The organism is Pararhizobium capsulatum DSM 1112 (assembly GCF_030814475.1).
GTDB lineage: Bacteria > Pseudomonadota > Alphaproteobacteria > Rhizobiales > Rhizobiaceae > Pararhizobium > Pararhizobium capsulatum.
In genome coordinates this window covers 1,344,846-1,364,110 of record NZ_JAUSVF010000001.1, presented here as the reverse complement: position 1 = coordinate 1,364,110, position 19,265 = coordinate 1,344,846, and the positions used below count along the sequence as shown (strand labels likewise).

Here is a 19,265-nt window from a genome sequence, read left to right as displayed (position 1 = left end):
AGGACCGTGCGCCTCCCCAACCTACCCCTCAGAACTTCGGCGCTTTACGGCCGGCCTTGCGATAAGCGGCAATGACCGTATTGGCCATCAGCATGGCAATGGTCATGGGACCGACACCACCCGGAACCGGCGTGATGACCGCTGCAACCTCAGCGCATTCGGCAAAGGCGACATCGCCGACGAGCTTGGACTTGCCTTCACCCTTTTCAGGCGCGGGCACGCGGTTGATCCCGACGTCGATAACGGTCGCGCCCGGCTTTACCCAATCGGCCTTGACCATCTCGGGGCGCCCGACGGCCGCAACGAGAATATCGGCGCCGCGGCAGACAGCGGCAATATCCTTGGTGCGGGAATGGGCAACCGTGACGGTGGCATTGGCGGCCAGCAACAGGGTCGCCATAGGTTTACCGAACAGGTTCGAGCGGCCGATGACGACGGCATTGAGACCTGACAAGTCCTCGCCATGGGTGCGCTTGACGAACACCATGGCACCGGCCGGCGTGCAGGAGACGAGCCCGCCATCGAGATCACCCGTCGCCAGCTTGCCGGCATTGACGATGTTGAGGCCATCGACATCCTTTTCCGGCAGGATCGACTGGATGATCGGCTCGGAATTCAAAGGTTTCGGCAAGGGAAGCTGAACCAGAATGCCATGAATGGCCGGATCGGCATTGAGCGTTCCGACCAAGGCCGCCAGCGCTTCCTGCGTTGTGTCTTCCGGCAGTGTGTGCTGCACGGAGGCGAAGCCGCATTCCTTGGCCATCTTGCTCTTCGACGAGACATAGGCATGGCTCGCCGGATCATTGCCGACGATGACGACGGCGAGGCCTGGCTTCACGCCGGCTTCGTGCTCCAGCACAACAGTTGCCGCCTTCACCGCGCCGATCACGGACGCGGCAACCTCTCTGCCATCAATAACGGTGGTCACGGATGCTCTCCCGGGCTTTTCGTTGTTCGCGACACTTTAGTACAAGGCAAGAGGCACAATGGCCTCATTGCGTCCTATGCTGTTCCGTTGTGATAAATACAAGAGCCGAAACGTCGCAGGTTCAACCTTGACGGCGAAGCGCAGTCTTGTAGCGCGAATATTCTTCCACCCGCGAGCGTAGCGCCCGCAGCTCTTCCTGGAGATGAGCCACATCCGGATCGAACTCTGGATATCCGACCTCCTGGTCGTGCTCATCGGGTAGCTGGGCCGGCAACCCTCTCGACACGAGGACCGAAAGTGCCGCGGCGGAAGCGTCCGCGTATTGTTGCGATGGAACCGCTTCCCTGCGCACGCCAGTATACTCCGGCTCCTGCCTGGGGACGGAGCGATGACCGCGATCGTTGTCACCGCCATCGGGTGGAAGTATCGGCGCCTTTGCCTGGATCGTTTCATCTTCCGACGGAGTTGCGAGCATCAGGCGCAGGCTGCGCAGGATACCGAGCAGCACGCCAAGACCGATGCCAGCCAGAAAACCGAGAACAACGCCGATGATCACAATGGTCTTGCGCGACGTCCCGCTGGAGGCGAGCGGCGGTTGTGCCGGGGAAATCACGCGAATATTCTTGGCGGTCAGCTTTTCTTCTTCCCCGGTTTCGCTGGCGCGCTTCAGGAAGGATTCGTAGAGCGCTCGCGTCGCTGCAGCCTTTCGTTCCATCTCCCGGAGCTCGATGAACGAACCGGCAGCGCTGACCTGCTGCGTCTTTTGTACTGCCAGCTGCCGCAGCAGGTCCTGCTCGGCCTTCTGGGCACGCTCAAGCTCCGTGCGATTGGACGCAGCGATACGGCGCAGTTCGTTACCGACTTCGGAGCGGGCTACATCGAGCGCCTGCGCTGCGGCAAGTCTCTGCGGGTGGCGCGGGCCGAGGCTCGCATCCAGCGCGCCTAGCTGCGCGCGCGCCGCCGAATATTGCTTGCGTAGCTCCGAAATGGTGGCGGAAATAATCTCTTCCGGAAATGAGCCGGTCAGGACCGCATCTGCATCGACCCGACTGACGATTTCTGCCTTTGCCCGGGCATCGCTGATCCGGCTGCGCACTACAGCGACCTGATCGCTCAGCGCCAGCAGTTGCTTGTCGGCAATCAGCTCCCCATTCGCGCCGATGATGTCGTGATCGGCCTTGTATTTTTCGACGGCATTTTCCGCTTCGTCCAGGGAGCGACGCAGCTCGGCAAGTCGACTGTCGAGTGCCTCGGTCGTGCGTTGATAGAAGCTGGATTGTGCCGACTGTTCCTCATCCAGGAAGGTGGCGACGACGCTGTTTGCAATCCGCGCCGACTTGGCAGCATCGTGGCTTTTCACCTCGACAGTGACGATGAAAGTCTTGGGATCGCGGAAAACCGTGATGGCTTCGGCAAGATTGTCGACGACGCGCGGATCAACCGCGGCTTCCGCGGCCGTGTTGGCGACAGGTTTGCCGGGCGGCGACAGGACTTCGCGAATGACCTTCACACCATCCAGAAATCCGCCGCCGCTTCCCGCGGAGGTACCAAACTCGCCGTCGCGTTCGAGGCCGAGGTCTATGGCCACCTTTGCCAGAACGGCCGGCGAGCGCAGCACCTGGGTCTGGCTATCGACAAGGGCGAGAATCGCTTCGGTGGAGAAACTTTCCTTCGAAAGGTCCGAATCCGTCAACCGGACCTCTCGCGGATCGATATAGAGCTTGCTCTGCGCTATGAAGGCGGGAGACGTCGACATCGCGAGCATGATGCCACCAACAGCACCCAGCACCGTGGTTGCCCGAACGACATATCGCACCTGCCATACGGAACCGGCAATCAGGGCGATGTCGATGAGCGGGCGATCCGGATTGGCATTGGTTTCGGCCGCCGCATGGGGCGGCGCCGCCCAAAAACCGTTTGTAAGCCGTTTGAACAGGCCTGACGTCGAGGTATCGGCCGCCGGGGCGGTCTCTTTCGAAAGAGGGGGGCGTTTATCGACAGCAACCGCAATCTTCGGCCGATCGCTGACTGCCCTCTCAACTGCAAGCTCGTCCAATCGCTCTATAAGGGATCCCGGCGTTTGGCGGTGTACAGCTCCGGCCGATGGACGCGCGTTCACAGACGTCGCTTCCGACGCGAAATCGAGAAGCGAGCGCTCTTTCGCCCGTGGTTTGTTTTCCGGCTCGAACATAAATGCCTGCAATACCCAAAACGAAATTCTGCAATCGTGAAGACAAACTACGTTTTTATGGACAACAAACCGTTAACGCACACCCCTTCGCCGGATCGGAAAAGCAAGGCGATTCAAAACTGCTCATTAAGCTTTTCATACTACAACCTAAATAAGATCCAGTGGCCGAAATGGCCGCCGCTGTATCATGGACTCGTGGACCCAGACCCGTGATTAAGCTTGCCAAGATGCTTTATGCGCGCCACCGTTATGTGGTTCAGGCCTATCTGTCCATGACGGGCGGATCGGTGGGCCGGCTCGTGCTTTCGCTCGTCTATTTCATCTGTGTTGCAAATGGTCTTTCGATTGCTGAATTCGGACTGTTCGCGACCGCGTCCGCGGCCGGCATCATGGTTTCGCGTGTGCTCGCCTTCGGCTTCATGTCGCCGTTATATCGAATCTCGACCGTCAAGCCGCTGCTGATCGGCACCTATAGTCTCGGTTTTATCGTCGCGGCCCTTGCTTCCCTGCCGCTGATCGCACTCATCTGCACCGGCGTCTTTTACGCGGTGTTTGCTGCCGACATGGCGGGTCCGGTATTTGCCGCTTTCATGGCAGCCGAGATCATCTGCTGGCGGGGGCTCGAAGTTTCCGTCGTCGTCCTGAACGGCCTTGGCCGCTTCGGCCGAGCCAGCTTGCTTGTCGTCATCGGCACGGCAATCCGCACCGTTGCGGCCGTGATCTTCGCGCTATCGCACCTTACGACGCTCCAGAGCTGGTCGCTGTTCTATCTTACGGCAAATGCTTCCAGCTTTATTATTGCAGCCGTATTTTTCTTCCCGAAGGTACGGTTGCGCTGGCGTCCCCGGCTTTACCTCCGGCGTTGGTCGGACTCGCTATCGGTCGCGGGTGCGGAAGTGCTTTTTTATATCCAGTCGGAGTTCGACAAGATTGCGGTGCTTAGTGTCGGTGGCCCAGCTGTCTCCGGTCTCTACGCGATCATCATGCGGCTGGCTGACTTGACCGCTCTGCCGGTACGAACCTTCAACACGCTGCTTGTACAAAAGATCATGCGCACGCCGGAAACGATTTCCTCGTGGCGCACCCGGTTGATAATCGAAGGGCTTGTGGCCGCCGTATCGTTCGCCGCGATCGCCACGATGGCGATCTATCTCTGGATTCTCCCGCACGGGCTGGGCAACAACGTCTCGGAGGCTGCCCCTTATCTGATGGCCGTGCTTCTGGTCCCATCCTTTCGCAATCTTGTCGAGTACCATTCCGAACTGCTTTATGCGACGGGCGCGACGGTTCGACGAATGACCAATCTCGTCGTAGCAGGCGTTTTGAAAATGGGGTTGCTGGCGGCTTTGCTGAAAACGAGCCTCGATGTCGCCTTCTGGTCCCCAATGCTGAATGGCGTATATCTGGCCGTCTATCTCGCTTCCTTTGCCCTCACCTACAACGCCCTTACGACAAGGCGCGCCCGCGTCATCTGACCTCAGGAAAATCAGGCTGCGTTGCCGAGCACAAGAGCACGAATATCGTCGAGGTCATGCCCGACGAAAGACTGGACGCCAATTCCGATCTGGTTTGGCCCCATCCGGGCAAGAAAACGCTGCAGGCCCGGCAGGTCCCGCTCATAGTCGTCCTCAGTCCAGAGCACATGGCACAGCGCTTCGGCGGCATAATGCCCCTCGCCGTTCAGCACCTCATCAACGAAGCGCCCATAGATCAGGCATTCGGAAAACTGCCGGGAGCGGATGATGGCGCGCACCCAGCCGTGACCATGCAAATTTTCGATATAATCGAGAAGCGCGCGGCAGGTATCGCTACGCCAGCCGATCAGCGTGTTGATATAGTCCGTGGCCGGCAGCCGGTAGGGGCCGATACCGAGGAGCCGATCGGAATGGGCAAGCCATTCAAGATGATTTGACGGCATCTCGGGCTGGATTCCATCCACCTTGCTATAGAGCGCGAGGCGCCCGTTGTGCCAAAGGCTGGCGGGATCGAAATCCCTGAGCAGTACGACATCGGAGTCGATCGAGAACATCGCCTCCTCATTGATATGACGGCTGAGCGCGAAGCGGCGCAACTGCTGGACGTGCCAGCCACGTAGCGGCAGACCGAAGGGACTGATCCAGATCTTGCTGCGACCACGCGAGGTCGGATCGGGAATGGCGCGCAGCCAAGATGGCAGAAGGTCGCGCTCCGACACGATGCGGCGGCGTGGTCCCTCCAGCGTTCGAAACAGGGAAACGTCAAACGGCGCGACGAGGATATAGTGGGTCCAGCTGCCCTTGAGACGCAGGTCCATGCTTTCGCAAAGCAGCCGGCAGCGCTCGAAATCCCCGGCATAGGATGCCGTTACAACAGCTGTGCGCATGAAACCGATCCGTCAGAGCAACCTTTGTCCGATCCGTCGGGCACCTTTCGGCGGCGTCCGCGAACTCATGGTCAACTTATGACGCAAAACACGGCACAGGAAAAGTGGGTTTCCAATGATATAGCGGCGCCAGAGGCGACGGGGCTCGTGCAGCAGGCGGTGTAGCCACTCCAGCCGCAACTGGCGCACGGTCTCGGACGCACGCGGCACCTCGTCGGCGACGAAGTCAAACAGCGCACCGACGCCGATGATCAGGCGGGCATGGCCGGGACCGACGTGGCGATCAATCCATTTTTCCTGTCTCGGACTTCCCATGGCAACCAGCAGGATATCCGGCCTTGCTTCCCGGACCCGTGCCATGACCGCATCGGATTGCGAGGGATCGAAATAGCCGTCGCTGACCGGGATGAAGGTGTGCCACGGCGCGTGTTTCTTGAAGTTGGCGGCTGCGCGCTTCAAAACATCCTGCGTGGCGCCGATCATGGCGACGCGACGGGGCGTCGTCATGTAGGTCATCAGGGCCGGCACGAAATCCGTACCGTTGAGATTGGCCGGGAAAACCTTTCCGTGCAGGACGCGCGAAGCGATATCGACGCCATGGCCATCCGGCAGCACGATATGGCGCGAAAGGATGTCGTGATACTCCTTATCCTGCAATGCAAGATTGGCGTTGTTGGCATTCAGGAACGAAATCACCGTCTGGCCGATGGGCATCGACGCCAGTTCATCGGCAAAGCTGAAGGCTTCCGCCCAGCTCAGATCGCACACGGGAATATCGAAGATCATCCGTTGAGACGGAACAATCTGAATACCGGGAACAAGGTTCATCTTGCTTTACCTCCTTCATGGACCGCGAGGGGAAACCGCCCCTTGCCACTTGCCGGGGGATGGCTTGCAATCGGATCCTGCTGAGTTGCAGCACCGCCAAGCTTGGAAAGCCCGTCCTGGAGCGTTTCGAGAAGCCGCGATCTCTGGGCATGGTGGAACAGGGTTCCGGAGACCCGGGAAGTGGTCCCGGCGCCGACGCCGGCAACGCGCTCGGTCAGCAGCCGGGCGAATTCTGCCTCATTGTCGGCGATGGCACAGTTTGACGGGATCACATCGATCCCGCGCAGCGACTGACGCGTCGCAACGGTCGGCAGACCGAGCTCAAAGGCCTCGATCGACTTCAGCTGGACGCCCGTCCCGCTCTTGCTGACAAGCGGCACCACCCCGCTTGCGGCAATGAAGGCGCGTGCATCCGGCACCCGACCGAGAAATTTGACGCCTGGATGGGAAACAGCGGGAGCACCAGCAATCTGTCCGGCAATCGCGATCGTCATTTCCGACGGCAGAAGCGGCACGATCCTGTTCAGGAACCAGTCGAGGCCGATGCGGTTCGGCTTCCAACTCCATGTGCCGATCAGGCCGAGATCGTACTCCACCGGAACGGGTGCAAGCGTATCGGGCGCGTCCCACTGGGTCACAAGCGGCAAAACGCTCGCCTTGTCCGATAGAAGGTAGCCAAAGCCAAAGCGATCGGGTTCCGCAAAGGTCCAGATCCGCGTCGCGCCTTGCGCCAGCTGCCGTTCGTACTGTTCGAGATAACGCGCCTCTCGCGAGAACATCATGCGCTCGAAGCGGCTGCGCGCCCGTTCCGCATTTGCCAGCGCGGAATCCGCTTCGATATTATGGCCGACATAGATATTCGGGTACCGCTGAAAAACGGCGACGAAGGCTGCAGGGAGCTGCACCGAATTCAGTATGATCCCATCGAACGGTAGCAACTCGGCAAGCAGAGCCTCGATCCGCTCGATTGAGACCCTGAGCATTTTCGCTGAAGACAGGCTGGTACCCCGCACCAAGGCGGTGAGCAGCCAGCCAAGCTTGGTTGCTGCGCCCACCCTCGCGTTGGAGAGTTGGGCTTCGCCAAGAATGTGTGTGTCCTGCGGGCGGGCAGGCTCCTGGCCCGGCTCGATAAAGCCGACAACACTGACCCGGTGGCCAAGGGCCACCAGCCCATCGATCACGGCACGATTGGCGATATCGAAACCGGAAGACGGTTTCTGCACGGGGACCAACGAGGAAACGAATAGCAGATGCATGTCGCCACACGAGACTTGAGTTCAACTTCCCAGACTGTAGCAACACGACGTGAAATCACGCTTAAACTATTCATTCAAAAGCGAATTCCGGAATTCAGCATCTGTTTAGGAAGATTTGCTTTAGTAGGCTCGCATCAGCTCTTAGACAGGCCAAGAAATGACCCCGACAGCGCCGCACGTCTCGATGTTCCACCAGCAGGCGCCCGATCCGGCCGATAGCGTCGAAATCGTCGTCACGCTGCCGACCTTCCGCAGGCCCGAACATCTCGTAAAAACGCTAAAGACTGTGCTTTCTCAGCAGCCCGGCTGCCCCTTCGCAATTGTCGTGATGGAGAACGATGCCGAGGGATTGGCGGGTGCGCACGCTGCAAGGGACTTCTTTCTTCAGCATCGGGTCAACGCGCTGATCGTTGTCGCGCACGACCGCGGCAATTGCCACGCCTACAACGCCGGCTGGACAGCGGCCCTTTCGAGCTACCCGCAGATGAAGGCACTGGCGGTCATTGACGATGACGAGGTGGCTGCACCGTCGTGGCTGGAAAATCTCATCTCGGTACATCAGCAGACAGGAGCGGACCTCGTCGGCGGTCCGCAGCTGCCTGATTTCGAGGACAAGGCGCGTAGCGCGTTGAAGCAGCATCCCGTCTTCACGCCCCATTATGACACAAGCGGACCGGTGCCGATCCTATACTCTTCGGGAAACGTGTTGATCAGCAGCACCGTGCTGCGTCGGATGCCGACACCCTTTCTCGACCCCGCCTTCAATTTCACCGGCGGTGGCGACAGCGACTTCTACCGGCGATGTCGTGCGGAAGGATTTTGTTTTGCCTGGGCAAACGATGCCTGGGTTACGGAAACGATCCCCGCCCGACGCACGGAAGGGTCCTGGATCAGGGCGCGCAGCCTCCGGACGGGCGCCCTCTCCGCTCAACTCGCCCACAGGGCAAGACCCGGCCTGGCAGGTCGCATCCGCACCATCGGACATTCGTTGCTGCTGCTCGCCGCCTCGCCGTTCCGCGGCCTCACGCTGTGGCGGCGCACGGGTGTTGCCCCGACGGTGCTGTTTCACTTCCACGTGGCGATTGGCAGGCTGATGGCGGAGTTCGGTCTGATCAACGAGCAATATCGAAACCCGGAAAAAAATTGAGCGGGAGGGCCACACCGGCCGCATCCCGCTCTGTCTTCACCTACGCATCTGTCTAAGAAACATCAGTGCGCGGCGGCTTCCTTGCCCGGCAGTTCGTCCTGGGCAGTATTGCCGTTCTTGTCGATGATAGCGACAGGGCGCTGCTTCGGCTCGTTGGGGGCATTGGCAAGGCGTGCAACATCCGCTTTGGAGAGGTATTCGAGCTGCTCGACCAGCACCTCGAAGATGATCTCGTCCTCGAAATCCTTGTTCAGCCCTTCCTTCACCTTTGTCTTGAAATTCGCGAGATCGAAATTGCTGGTGTCGGCGACATTGATCAGCCGCTGACCGACAAGGATATCGTAGAGCGCGCTCGTGACGCTTTCCTTGAGTGGCACATGCAGGGTCTTGATCTTGTTTTTGTCGACGGCGAAGGAAAGCTTGGTCAGGAAGTATCCCTGGACCGCGCCGTCGGTGATGACGGGGACCGTGATCAACTCGCCGGGCACATATTCCTGCAAGGCCTTACGCTCGGCGTCGGCATCCGATACCACCGGCGCGGAGGCCTGCTGCATCGAATAGTAGACAGAGCCGAGCGTAACGGCACAGACCCAGACGCCGACAAAAACGAGTTTGAGCATCAGAAGTTACCGTAGCAGAACTGTTCCTGCGAGTAGATGCCGTCTGCCTCGGCATTCTTGGCGACGGTCTTCAGGATATCGACGACCGAGCGGCAGGCTTCCATCTGGGCGTTGACCTTTTGGGAGTTCGCCATCAGCTTGACGCGAATGTGCTTGGTCTGATCGATGAAGGATGGCGAGATCTCATCGAGCGGCGCATTGCGATGAAGCATAGTCAGCTCATAGAGGCAGCGGCTCTTGCGTGCATTGGACATCTTCAGATCGAAGCTGGGATCCACCCCGATGCGCTCGTTCTCGTTGTCGAGGATCATCTCGAGACGGCCAAGCACATTGCGGATACGCACGTCACTGGATGCAGCAGCTTCCATCTTTTAGCTCCCTCAAGCGCATGTATGCTGATCGGCCAGCACGCGACGATGCGCAGAATTCGTTTGCGGGTTTCCCGATTTCGCAACCGGGAAACTGTTATGTTGATGGACGCCAGTCTCGAAATGCCGGGCGTTCCAAAGGTACGCGCTACGGCTGATCTTTCTTCTCTTCAGTTCCCATGAACTGATCGACGGCCTTGCGCTGATATTCCTGCACCATGCTCAGCGCGACATTGTTGTCGTTGCCGTCGAGCGATGCATTGACGCGGTCCGGACCGTCCTCCCCGACGATGCGGTCGGTGATCATGCTTTTGGCAATGCCAACGCCGTCGCCTTCCGCCATGACATTGGCGACCTGCTCGGCCATCATGCTCTTCCACATATTGCCGGCGGTGCCTTTGCCGTAGACTTCTTCGCTGTCGGTCGGCAGCATGGACTTCACGAAGTTCTGCAGCACCATCGCCTCGAACTTCCGGTAGGTTTCCGGAATCTTGACCGGCTCGGCGCGATTGTTGATGTTGCCGAGACCGGAGCTTCCTTCGTTCTGGTTGAGCACCGCAACGGTATTGGCAAAGCCATTGCCGTTTTCCGCCAGACTGGTGGCGCGGAATGCCGCCTGATTGGCTTTCAGTCGCGCCTGCGCTTCCTGGACCTCGGTCGGGTCTGCGGCGCGCACGACATCCAAAACGAGATCGCTGGGCGGAGATATGGCCATCGGACAGTCCTTTTCGTCCACGGGCAGACGTGGGAATTCGATCCCCCGTCGGCTCCTGAATGTCGGTCTTTTCGGTCAGTGATGCCGACGCGCGAGACGCCGGCCTTGAGGTGGCACTATGAGTGGCCAACCTTACCGGAAGCTGGAGGCACGCCCATGGTGTGCTGGTCGATGAGATCGTAGATGGCATTATCCGCCTCTTCGCGATCTTCTGCCGTCCTCGCATCCTTCATATTCTCTTCCAGACGGTCACCCTTTGCCCGTTCCTTCAGAACGCGTGCTTCGTGAACCTGCTGGATGCCGAGAAGCATCTGGTCCTTCTGGGCAAGGCGACCGAGCTGGGAGGCATAGTGCCCGGAGAACATGGCGTGCAGCGGCTTCGCCGAACCCATGGCATCCACGACGACGTCGATCGTTTCGGAGAGTTCGCGCCGTTGACGTGATGTTTCGGCAAGCTCTGACTCAGCCATCTGCTCGAGATGACGCTGAACCGCGACCAGGCGCTTTAATTTCTTGGAACGGAGCTCCACGGACGTCACCCCCCCAGCATGACGGGTCCGAACCCGTCGGCAAACAGCTTCAGCATCGCAGCGATACCGAGATAGAGCAGGAACATGCCGCCCATGATGAGATAGGGAAGCGATATGAAGTAGATCGGGATCGCCGGCGCCAGCTTGTTGACGAGGCCGATGGCGAGGTTGAACAGGAGGCCATAGATCAGAAACGGGCTCGCCAGCCTCAGCATGATCATGAAGGTGGTTTCCAGCGCGTTTGTCAGCGTGATCAGCACACCCTGCGGGTCAAAACCGACACCGATCGGCATGACCTTGTAAGAATCGACCAGGCTCTCGATCATGACGTGGTGGAAATCCAGCATGAACAGCATCATGAGCCCGGCGAAGCTGATCATGTTGGTCAGCTGGTTTTCCGGCGTGTCTTCCAGAACGTCGGCCGATGGCGGAGCATTGAAGCCTATCATCATCGTCAGGACCGTACCGGCGAACTGAAGCCCAAGGACATAATAGCGGGAGATCAGGCCGATGACCGAGCCGATGACAGTCTCCGTGGCAATAAGGTAGATGTAGGTGTGGCCCTTGCCGGTGACCTGGGGATAGATCTGGTCCCACATGATCGGCAGGATCGCCATCGATATCGCCGCGGCGAGCAGAAGGCGGATATTGACGGAGACGCGCGCGGTCGAGAAACCCGGCATGACCATGATGCAGCCGCCGATCCGGCAGAACGCCGCAAACAGCGCCAGCACCGTGCCTTCCGGGTCGGTGATCATGAAATCGAGCCGATGATCTTGATCTCGAGGCCCTTGGCGAGCTCGACATGGCTGAGTACCGGCAGTGTTGCGAAAAGACGTTCGATGATCATGCGCACATAAGAGCGAGATTCGGGCGAACTTACCAGTACGAACGGCATGCCGCGGTCGAGATGTTCACGGATGACCAACGTGGCCTGCTCGGAAAACTCCTCCAGGTGACGTGGATCGATATCGAATTCGACGATTTCGCCCTTGGCATCGCGCTTCAGTGCCTGATGGAACACCATGTCCCATTTGCTGCCGAGGCGCAGGACGCGCAGCGTGCCGTTGTCGGCCAGATCCCCGCAAAGCTGCTGCGACATTCGCACGCGAACATGCTCGACGATCTGCTCGGTCTTCCTGACATGCGGCGCAAGTTCGGCGACCGCTTCGAGGATCAGATGCAGGTTGCGGATCGAGACACGCTCGGCCAGCAACAGCTTCAGCACGGCCTGCAGGCCCGAATACGACATGTGCGAGGTGCAGATTTCATCCGCCAGCTTGCGGTATTCCGGATCGAGACGTTCGATGAGGATTTTCACGTCCTTGTAGGAGAGAAGCTGCGGCAGGTTGTTGCGGATGACTTCCGACAGGTGCGTCAGCACGACGGAGACGTTGTCGATCGGGTGGAAGCCTTCGCGCTTCAGATCTTCCGTGAAGGTTTCCAGGATCGAGACCGCCGGCATGCCGAATGCGGGTTCGCGGATATCGTCCCCCGGAACGCTCGGGCGACGGCCACCGCCGGTGACGACGATGACTTCCCCGACACGCACCGTGTTCGAGGCGATCGTCGTCCCGTGGATGCGGATGTGATAGGCCTTGTCCGGAATGCTGATGTCGTCCGACACCTTGATTTCCGGGACGATGAGACCGTACTGGCCGGCAAACTTGCGGCGCATCTTGCCCACGCGGAAGGCCAGTTCCTGGTGCAAGCCGAGAAGCCGCGTGGAAACCTGCTTGCCGAGCAGGAGTTCGACTTCCGCGGTCTTCAGGACCGACTTGACCGAGTCCTTCTCCGTGTCCTTGACCTGCGAGGCAACCTGCTGCTCCGCCTCTCGCTTGGCCTTGCTGGCCGCTTCGAGCTGGCGCGGGATGATCCAGGACAGGAAGGCCATGCCGCCGCCGAGAACGGCGAACGGGAAGAACGGAAGGCCTGGCATCAGCGCCAGCATGATTATCAGACCGGAGGCAAGCATCAGCGCGCGCGGATAGTTGATGAGCTGTCCGACGACGGCCTGGTCGGTGGAACCGGCCGTGCCGCCGCGCGACACAAGCAGGCCGGCTGCGAGCGAAACGATCAGGGCGGGGATCTGCGAGACCAGACCGTCACCGACCGAAAGCTTGACGAAAACGTCCGCCGCCTCGCCGATCGACATGCCGTGACGGACATAACCGATGATGATGCCGCCGAAGATGTTGATGCCGGTGATCAGAAGACCCGCGATCGCGTCGCCGCGCACGAATTTCGAGGCACCGTCCATCGAACCGAAGAAGGAGCTTTCCTCTTCCAGTTCGCGACGACGGCGCTGGGCTTCCTTTTCGTCGATGAGGCCGGCCGAAAGGTCGGCGTCGATCGACATCTGCTTGCCGGGAATGGCATCGAGGGTGAAGCGGGCGCCGACTTCGGCGATACGCGTCGCGCCCTTGGTGATGACGATGAAGTTCACCGTGATCAGAATGAGGAAGACGATCAGACCGATGACGAAGTCACCGGACATCACGAGGCTTGCGAAGCCGGCGATCACGCCGCCCGCCGCATCGTGACCCAGATGCCCATGTGAGAGAATGACGCGCGTCGTCGCAATGTTCAGCGACAGACGGGTCATCGTCGAGATCAGCAGAATGATCGGAAAGGACGAGAAATCCAGCGGGCGCTGGATCCACAGCGACACCATCAGGATGAGAACGGAGAAAGAGATGGAGAAGGCAAGCCCGAGGTCGATCAGAAAGGGCGGGATCGGCAGGAAGAGGATCGACAGGATCGCCACGATACCGAGCGCGAAGCCGATATCACGGCCACGAGGCGCCACTTTCGGGATGATCAGAGCAGGAGGTTGTGCCATCGGAAATTCCGTCTCTTCATGAGAGGCGGGCAGCATTCATACCTGCTGCCCCAGTTTAGGCCTCAGACCTAGCCTTCCAAGCTTGCGCGAGGGTGTCGGCGAACTCCCTCTCTCCCCCGCGGGAAGAAGAGGGCAATCAAAATCCGCTTTGTATCCGGGAAAAGATCGTATCGGTGAAGATCGAAATCTGCGCGCCGATGAACGAGGCCGAGAGAGCGACCGTCACGAGGACGGCGAGAATCTTCGGCACGAAGGTCAGGGTCATTTCCTGAACCTGGGTCAGCGCCTGGATCAAGGCGACGACGAGGCCGACCACCATGGCGGCAAGAACGGCAGGGCCTGATGCGACGACGACCGTCCAGATCGCCGCCTGCACTATATCGAGGGCATCTGCCTCATTCATTATCAGATCACTTTATTTTAACGCCCGGTCCGATGACGAGCGTCTTTCCGGTATCAAGCGTCGCTACGATTCCATCGGAATATAGCGTTACTTCCTTGACGACGCCAGTCGTCAAGCCGTCGGCGCTGGTCACAGTCTTGCCGATCGCCGAATTCGCTTCGCTGAGCGAGGTGCGCTGCAGCAGGCTTTCGAGATTGGTATTCGTCTTGATCGTCTGTTCGACCTGCGAGAAGGTCGCGAGCTGGGCGATCTGCTCGGAAGAGCTCATGGGATCGGTCGGATCCTGGTTCTTCATCTGCGCGACCAGCAGCTTTAGGAAGCTGTCATAGTTGAGGCTCGCGGCAGATGCATCCGAACTCGATTCCGTCCCCGAAGCGGTCGGGATATAGCTGGAGGATGTTGTGCCTGTAACGCCACTTACCGCCATGGTGCAATCTCCTTACGGATCTGTTCGATCGTGGCCGGGGCCATTTCCTGGTTGTGGAGGATACGATCCTCGATCGGGTAGAGGCCACGGATCGCCTTCAGGGCGTCGAAAGCACGACCCTGGGTGACCATTCCGTCGATCCGCTTGAGTTCGGCGATGACTTCTTCGTTCTTGAAGCAATTGACCAGCATGACCACCGACTTGCGGAACATGTTGGTCGACTGTTCGGCGCCTTCAGGATTGATCAGGATCATCTGGGCGATGAAGTAGAGCTGCTTGAGCGGCGTGTTTGCATCTTCCGGCTGGAGAACGTGGTTCTCAAGCAGGAAGGTGACGTCGTTCAGGAACTCCACGGCGACCTTACGATCGACGCGCAACACCGCTCCGTTGACAAAAATCCGTTCGCCCGATTTCAGCGAGATACGCAGTGTGCTCTTCATTTGAGGCCATCCCTGATGATGGTTGTGATGTCGATGATGCCCTGGAAATTGGAGGATTCACGTTTACGGATTTTCTCCGTCTCCCCCAGAATCCAGATGGCAATGGATATGAGATTGGCGCGCAGTTCGTCGTTCAACTGGTTGTCCGAGGCGCGCAGGTCCTCGATAAACCGGATCCAGACGCGCCGCGTGTAGTAGATCGCCTCAATCGCTTCTCGCGAATAACCGCTCTGCTGCTTTGCAGCGCGGAGCAGCGCGATCGACCGATCGAGCACCTGCCTTTCGCGATCCTTGGAATCGGCAACGCCGTCTTCCATGATCTCGGCATATGAAAATTGATACATTCAAGACATCCTTCATGTTTGTCCCATGCCCACCTCCCCTCAGAGGAAGTTGATCAAGCTCAGCTGCTGAAGCCGTGAGGTCAGCGTGTAAGAGGTCTCGATCTGGGTCAAAAGCGTATTCATGCGGGTCGACGCCTCATAGGTGTCGACACCCTCAAGATCATTGACGTGGGTTTTGACGAGCTTGATCTGCGCTTCCAGCGACGTGTTCGCCTTCTCCACACGCGCTTCGGAGATACCAAGCGCGCTACGCTGCGCGTCGATGCCCGAAATGGCTTCGCCGATATAGCCCACCGCCGTGCTGCTGATCAGGCTGCGGACATCGGACGATACGTTCGAACCGAGCAGCTCGTAAGCGAGAACATTGGCAAGTGCGAACTTACGCACGCCTTCCGAGTTGGCCGTCGTCGAGCTCGGCACCACTTCCGTCGTGGAAATCCGGCTCGTCATGGTCTGGTCGGAGGCGCCGGACCAGTCTGTGGTCCATTGCGACTGGTCGCCGCTCGCAGGGTCGGTATCAAGATACATCGGCTCAAGCGTGTTCTTGATGAAGTCCGTCATCTGCGTCGTCGAGAATTCGCTCATAGAGGTCAGGGGCGGCGACTGGGCAGCCATGAAATCGGAGAGCGCCGTGTTGAATGCCGCCTTGGCGGTGGAGCCTGCCGGATCGTTATAGTCCGCTACTGGCTTCACATCGGTATTGATGCCGGAGAACAGGAATTCGCCGTTGAACGAGGTGTTGATCGCCGAATTGAAGATCGACATCGAGTTGGTGACTTCGGTCTTGGCGATCGCGAGCTGGTCGGCGGAATCGCTGCCGCTCAGCGCGATCAAGGCTTCCATCGTCGACTGGGCAGCGTCGGAAATCGAGCTGAGCGCTTCCTGGGACGCAGAAAGGCGCTGCGTGACGACGGCATTGGTTTCCGTCAGTGTCGTCATGCGTGCGAGTTCGCGCTGCAGGTCCAGCGACTTGGAAGCAGATCCACCCAGCGCGATGCCGACATCGGCATGACGACCGGTGGTAACTTCCTTCTCCAGCTTCACGACTTCCGTCTGGCTCTGCTGGATGGTGAGCCGCATCGCATTCTGGACAGCCAGATTGGAAACGAAGGACGTCTTCATGATTACCTCACAGCTTCAAGAAGGGCCGCCATCATGGCGTCCACGGTACTAACCAGTTTGGCCGAAGCCTTGTAGGACTGTTCAAGGTCCAGAAGCAGGGACAATTCCTCGTCCATACTGACACCGGTTATGTTGTTGAGTGCTTCCTGTGTTCGCGACAGGAGAGCGGTCTTGTTGTCATTGGCGGAGGACGCGGTGCTGCGCAGCTGCTCGAGCCAACCGACCGAAGATGTCGCAAAGTTCGAGATGCTGGTCGAAGGATCCATGCCCGTCGACGTGTCGAAATCGAGATTTCCGTCAAAAGCATCAATGAAACCATCCAGGAGGTCGGAAAAGCCCGATGCGTTATTGGTATTCGCAATCACGCCATTGAAGCCGCCGTCCCGGATCATTTCCGGATTGCTCTTGGCCAGCGGGTTGACGATCAGGGTTGCGGCAAGCCCGGGCGATACCGTGCCGGCCACAGGAACCGTCGCTGGCGGCGTTGACGTGGCGTAGGTGAAGAGACCCGGCGCATAGGGAACAGCGGGCGTACCTGAGGGATCGCCCTCCTGAAAAAGCGTGACCAGGCCGCGCGCGATTTCATCCAGCTGCGACTGGAATTTCGGAGCGACGTCATCACGCAGCTGCAGCAGCGCACCAAGCTTGCCTTCCGCAGATGTATTGCCGCCCGTGCCGGCCGCCATCGGAACGCCATCGACATAGACGCCGTTGCCGGTGGTCGATGCATCATAGCCGGAGGTCGAGGTGAAGGTCACCTGACGGGCCTTGTTCTCGAACAGCACCGTTCCGTCCGATGTGTAGATGACGGTATCGCCGCTGCCACGCGTAACGGTCGAGATGCCGACAATTTCCGAAATCTGCTTCAGGATCTTGTCGCGCTGGTCGAGCGCGTCGCTTGCGTCCGTGCCCGTTCCGATCGCGCTCTGGACGGCGGTGTTCACCGTTTCGAAGTCGGAAAGCAAGCCATTCAGGGTCGAGACCGAAGTCGCGATCTCCTTGTCGGCATCCAAGCGCATATCCTGCACCGAAGCCGAGGTCTTGTTGAGCGAGGTGACCAGATCGCCGGCAGCGGAAACCACGGTTGCCGCGATCGTGCTGTTACCGGGGGTCGCGGCATAGGTCTGCAGAGCATCGCGAAATGACGCCAGATAGGTGGATGGCGCCATTTCGTAGTCGTTGCCGCCGAGTGCGCTTTTCAACGTCTCCAGTCCCGAGAACAGGGTTCCCTGTGCGGAGGACTGCGAAATGCTGATGATGTTCTGTTTCAGAAGCGCTTCGTTCTGGGAACGCTGGATCGACAGAACCTGCGTTCCATTGAGGCTTGTCCCCAGCATCGCCAGCCGGCGGCCGTAGTCGGGATTGCTCGCATTCGCGATGTTCTTCGACACGACCGCGGTCTGTTGACCTGTCGTGGTGAAGACCGACTGAGCCGAGATGAGTGCAGAGGACAGAGACATTGATCAGCCTGTACTTTCAATTACCGCTTCAGGTTCACCAGTACGTCGAGCAGGTCGGCGCCGGTCTGGAAGACCTTGGAGTTGGCGGTATAGCTGCGCTGGGATTCGATCATCGCGGTCAGCTCTTCGGCGATATCGACATTGGAGCTTTCAAGCGCGCCGGAAATGACCGAGCCGAAATCGCCCGAGCCAGCAAAGCCGGTGACGATGACGCCCGAGTTGACACCCTGCGAGTAAACGTTGCCGGACTGCGGAACGAGATTGTCGGGGCTCTGGACGTTGGCAAGAGCGATACGGTAGCGCGGATCGAGCTTGCCGTTTTCGTACTTGACGTAGACGATGCCATCGTCGTCGATCTGGAATCCTGCGACCTTGCTCGGCGAATTGCCGTCGATCGTGCCGCCGTCCGGATTGAACTTGTAGCCAAGCTGCGTCGTCTTGCCGAGGTCGATATCGATAGCCCCGAGGTCCGCGCCGCTGCCGGCGATACCCGTCATCGCCGCGGTGGTGACCGTCGTCGGCGAGGTCGTCAGCACACCCGAAGAATCGAAAGTAAGCGCCTGAGTGGCGAGCGACGTGCCGGATTCCCGATCGACGATCTCCAGCGACCAGTTGTTGTCGGAGGTCTTTTCGTAGTTAAAGTCGAGAATGCGGGTGTTGCCCTGGCTGTCAAAGACAATCAACGAGGTGGTCGAGATGTCACCATCTGCAGCGCCGGAAGGAAGGTTGGCACCCATCGTGCCCGTAGTCGAACCGTTGGCGACGAGGCCGTCGGACGAAAGATTGACCTTGCTCAGGCCATCGAAGCCGTTGACGACGACGGTTGGATCGACGCCTTCGTTGTACTCATACCCCAACAGCGTGTAGCCGGCGGAGTTGACCAGATTTCCGTCACCGTCCTGGGTGAAGGCACCCGCGCGGGTCAGATATTCCTGATTGTTTGTACCGGAAACGATGAAGAAGCCGCCGCCGTCAAGCGCAAGGTCGGATGCGGACGTGGTGTAGACTTTCGCACCTTCGGCCGAGATGGAGTACCGCACCTTGGTCTCGACGCCGCCAGAGTTGTAGGAGCCGTTGCTGGCCGGCAGGATCATCGACGAAAATTCGGTTGAGGCACGCTTGTAACCGGTAGTGTTCGCGTTTGCGATGTTTTCGGCAACGGCACCCAGGCGGTTTGCCTGAGCGTTCATCCCGGAGCCACCGGTTCTCATCATTCCGTAAAGACTCATGTCCGATCCTCGTTTTACTGTTGTTGCAAGACTAGAAGATGGGCCTTGCGTGA

At 59.3% G+C, this 19,265-nt stretch carries 20 protein-coding genes; 2 read left to right on the top strand and 18 right to left on the bottom strand.

The window, feature by feature from the left end; translation table 11 throughout:
* Positions 1 to 28: 28 nt before the first annotated feature.
* Positions 29 to 928: a bifunctional methylenetetrahydrofolate dehydrogenase/methenyltetrahydrofolate cyclohydrolase FolD gene (folD, locus tag QO002_RS06535; protein WP_307227863.1), complete on the bottom strand. Its 900-nt coding sequence runs from the start codon at positions 926 to 928 to the stop codon at positions 29 to 31.
* A 121-nt stretch (positions 929 to 1,049) separates the two neighbouring features.
* Positions 1,050 to 2,984, bottom strand: coding sequence for a GumC family protein (locus tag QO002_RS06530; protein ID WP_307227861.1), 1,935 nt, complete (start codon positions 2,982 to 2,984; stop codon positions 1,050 to 1,052).
* Positions 2,985 to 3,328: 344 nt separating this feature from the next.
* On the opposite strand from QO002_RS06530, the gene QO002_RS06525 reads away from it, so the two are divergent.
* Positions 3,329 to 4,594 (top strand): lipopolysaccharide biosynthesis protein, encoded by a 1,266-nt coding sequence (locus QO002_RS06525; protein WP_307227859.1) that lies wholly within the window; start codon positions 3,329 to 3,331, stop codon positions 4,592 to 4,594.
* 11 nt (positions 4,595 to 4,605) lie between these two features.
* Here QO002_RS06525 and QO002_RS06520 read toward each other — a convergent pair whose 3' ends face one another.
* The 3 genes from QO002_RS06520 to QO002_RS06510 are packed head-to-tail and all read right to left on the bottom strand — an operon-like array spanning position 4,606 to position 7,565.
* Entirely contained in the window at positions 4,606 to 5,481 is an 876-nt protein-coding gene (locus QO002_RS06520) for a DUF6492 family protein (RefSeq protein ID WP_307227856.1), read from the bottom strand.
* A 12-nt stretch (positions 5,482 to 5,493) separates the two neighbouring features.
* Positions 5,494 to 6,309: a WecB/TagA/CpsF family glycosyltransferase gene (locus QO002_RS06515; RefSeq protein ID WP_307227854.1), complete on the bottom strand. Its 816-nt coding sequence runs from the start codon at positions 6,307 to 6,309 to the stop codon at positions 5,494 to 5,496.
* On the bottom strand, positions 6,306 to 7,565 hold the full coding sequence (locus QO002_RS06510) for a glycosyltransferase (RefSeq protein ID WP_307227851.1): 1,260 nt from the start codon (positions 7,563 to 7,565) through the stop codon (positions 6,306 to 6,308). The genes QO002_RS06515 and QO002_RS06510 overlap by 4 nt, the downstream gene beginning before the upstream one ends.
* A gap of 157 nt (positions 7,566 to 7,722) precedes the next feature.
* Here QO002_RS06510 and QO002_RS06505 point away from each other — a divergent pair, with 157 nt between their 5' ends.
* A complete protein-coding gene (locus QO002_RS06505; RefSeq protein WP_307227849.1) occupies positions 7,723 to 8,712 on the top strand; it encodes a glycosyltransferase family 2 protein in 990 nt (329 codons plus the stop codon).
* A gap of 62 nt (positions 8,713 to 8,774) precedes the next feature.
* Here QO002_RS06505 and QO002_RS06500 read toward each other — a convergent pair whose 3' ends face one another.
* The 13 genes from QO002_RS06500 to QO002_RS06440 form a co-directional block, all read right to left on the bottom strand.
* Positions 8,775 to 9,332, bottom strand: a complete 558-nt coding sequence (locus QO002_RS06500; RefSeq protein WP_307227847.1) for a hypothetical protein — start codon at positions 9,330 to 9,332, stop codon at positions 8,775 to 8,777.
* Positions 9,332 to 9,700: a hypothetical protein gene (locus tag QO002_RS06495; RefSeq protein ID WP_307227845.1), complete on the bottom strand. Its 369-nt coding sequence runs from the start codon at positions 9,698 to 9,700 to the stop codon at positions 9,332 to 9,334. Before QO002_RS06495 ends, QO002_RS06500 begins: the two co-directional genes overlap by 1 nt.
* Positions 9,701 to 9,848: 148 nt before the next feature.
* Positions 9,849 to 10,415, bottom strand: a complete 567-nt coding sequence (locus QO002_RS06490; RefSeq protein WP_307227843.1) for a rod-binding protein — start codon at positions 10,413 to 10,415, stop codon at positions 9,849 to 9,851.
* A 116-nt stretch (positions 10,416 to 10,531) separates the two neighbouring features.
* On the bottom strand, positions 10,532 to 10,945 hold the full coding sequence (locus QO002_RS06485) for a hypothetical protein (protein WP_307227841.1): 414 nt from the start codon (positions 10,943 to 10,945) through the stop codon (positions 10,532 to 10,534).
* 5 nt (positions 10,946 to 10,950) lie between these two features.
* Positions 10,951 to 11,703: a flagellar biosynthetic protein FliR gene (fliR, locus tag QO002_RS06480; RefSeq protein ID WP_307227839.1), complete on the bottom strand. Its 753-nt coding sequence runs from the start codon at positions 11,701 to 11,703 to the stop codon at positions 10,951 to 10,953.
* Positions 11,700 to 13,787, bottom strand: coding sequence for a flagellar biosynthesis protein FlhA (gene flhA, locus QO002_RS06475; RefSeq protein WP_307227837.1), 2,088 nt, complete (start codon positions 13,785 to 13,787; stop codon positions 11,700 to 11,702). The genes fliR and flhA overlap by 4 nt, the downstream gene beginning before the upstream one ends.
* A 136-nt stretch (positions 13,788 to 13,923) precedes the next feature.
* Complete coding sequence (gene fliQ, locus QO002_RS06470; protein WP_307227832.1) at positions 13,924 to 14,190, bottom strand: flagellar biosynthesis protein FliQ; 267 nt, start codon at positions 14,188 to 14,190, stop codon at positions 13,924 to 13,926.
* Between the two features lie 7 nt (positions 14,191 to 14,197).
* On the bottom strand, positions 14,198 to 14,617 hold the full coding sequence (gene flgD / locus QO002_RS06465) for a flagellar hook assembly protein FlgD (protein ID WP_307227830.1): 420 nt from the start codon (positions 14,615 to 14,617) through the stop codon (positions 14,198 to 14,200).
* The gene (flbT, locus tag QO002_RS06460; protein ID WP_307227828.1) at positions 14,608 to 15,057 is read right to left on the bottom strand and encodes a flagellar biosynthesis repressor FlbT; all 450 of its coding nucleotides are present in this window, start codon (positions 15,055 to 15,057) and stop codon (positions 14,608 to 14,610) included. Before flbT ends, flgD begins: the two co-directional genes overlap by 10 nt.
* Positions 15,054 to 15,401, bottom strand: a complete 348-nt coding sequence (gene flaF, locus QO002_RS06455; RefSeq protein WP_075292503.1) for a flagellar biosynthesis regulator FlaF — start codon at positions 15,399 to 15,401, stop codon at positions 15,054 to 15,056. Before flaF ends, flbT begins: the two co-directional genes overlap by 4 nt.
* A 39-nt stretch (positions 15,402 to 15,440) precedes the next feature.
* Complete coding sequence (locus tag QO002_RS06450) at positions 15,441 to 16,523, bottom strand: flagellar hook-associated family protein (RefSeq protein WP_307227825.1); 1,083 nt, start codon at positions 16,521 to 16,523, stop codon at positions 15,441 to 15,443.
* A gap of 2 nt (positions 16,524 to 16,525) precedes the next feature.
* Entirely contained in the window at positions 16,526 to 17,983 is a 1,458-nt protein-coding gene (flgK, locus tag QO002_RS06445) for a flagellar hook-associated protein FlgK (protein ID WP_307227823.1), read from the bottom strand.
* 20 nt (positions 17,984 to 18,003) lie between these two features.
* Complete coding sequence (locus tag QO002_RS06440) at positions 18,004 to 19,212, bottom strand: flagellar hook protein FlgE (protein ID WP_307227821.1); 1,209 nt, start codon at positions 19,210 to 19,212, stop codon at positions 18,004 to 18,006.
* Positions 19,213 to 19,265 lie beyond the last annotated feature (53 nt).

What these genes read in the sequence shown, in the direction of transcription:
- QO002_RS06520 (WP_307227856.1), bottom strand. Translation starts at nt 5,481, where the DNA reads ATGCGCACAGCTGTTGTAACGGCATCCTATGCCGGGGATTTCGAGCGC.
- QO002_RS06515 (WP_307227854.1), bottom strand. Translation starts at nt 6,309, where the DNA reads ATGAACCTTGTTCCCGGTATTCAGATTGTTCCGTCTCAACGGATGATC.
- QO002_RS06510 (WP_307227851.1), bottom strand. Translation starts at nt 7,565, where the DNA reads ATGCATCTGCTATTCGTTTCCTCGTTGGTCCCCGTGCAGAAACCGTCT.
- QO002_RS06505 (WP_307227849.1), top strand. Translation starts at nt 7,723, where the DNA reads ATGACCCCGACAGCGCCGCACGTCTCGATGTTCCACCAGCAGGCGCCC.
- QO002_RS06500 (WP_307227847.1), bottom strand. Translation starts at nt 9,332, where the DNA reads ATGCTCAAACTCGTTTTTGTCGGCGTCTGGGTCTGTGCCGTTACGCTC.
- QO002_RS06495 (WP_307227845.1), bottom strand. Translation starts at nt 9,700, where the DNA reads ATGGAAGCTGCTGCATCCAGTGACGTGCGTATCCGCAATGTGCTTGGC.
- QO002_RS06490 (WP_307227843.1), bottom strand. Translation starts at nt 10,415, where the DNA reads ATGGCCATATCTCCGCCCAGCGATCTCGTTTTGGATGTCGTGCGCGCC.
- fliR (WP_307227839.1), bottom strand. Translation starts at nt 11,703, where the DNA reads ATGATCACCGACCCGGAAGGCACGGTGCTGGCGCTGTTTGCGGCGTTC.
- flhA (WP_307227837.1), bottom strand. Translation starts at nt 13,787, where the DNA reads ATGGCACAACCTCCTGCTCTGATCATCCCGAAAGTGGCGCCTCGTGGC.
- fliQ (WP_307227832.1), bottom strand. Translation starts at nt 14,190, where the DNA reads ATGAATGAGGCAGATGCCCTCGATATAGTGCAGGCGGCGATCTGGACG.
- flgD (WP_307227830.1), bottom strand. Translation starts at nt 14,617, where the DNA reads ATGGCGGTAAGTGGCGTTACAGGCACAACATCCTCCAGCTATATCCCG.
- flbT (WP_307227828.1), bottom strand. Translation starts at nt 15,057, where the DNA reads ATGAAGAGCACACTGCGTATCTCGCTGAAATCGGGCGAACGGATTTTT.
- flaF (WP_075292503.1), bottom strand. Translation starts at nt 15,401, where the DNA reads ATGTATCAATTTTCATATGCCGAGATCATGGAAGACGGCGTTGCCGAT.
- QO002_RS06450 (WP_307227825.1), bottom strand. Translation starts at nt 16,523, where the DNA reads ATGAAGACGTCCTTCGTTTCCAATCTGGCTGTCCAGAATGCGATGCGG.
- flgK (WP_307227823.1), bottom strand. Translation starts at nt 17,983, where the DNA reads ATGTCTCTGTCCTCTGCACTCATCTCGGCTCAGTCGGTCTTCACCACG.
- QO002_RS06440 (WP_307227821.1), bottom strand. Translation starts at nt 19,212, where the DNA reads ATGAGTCTTTACGGAATGATGAGAACCGGTGGCTCCGGGATGAACGCT.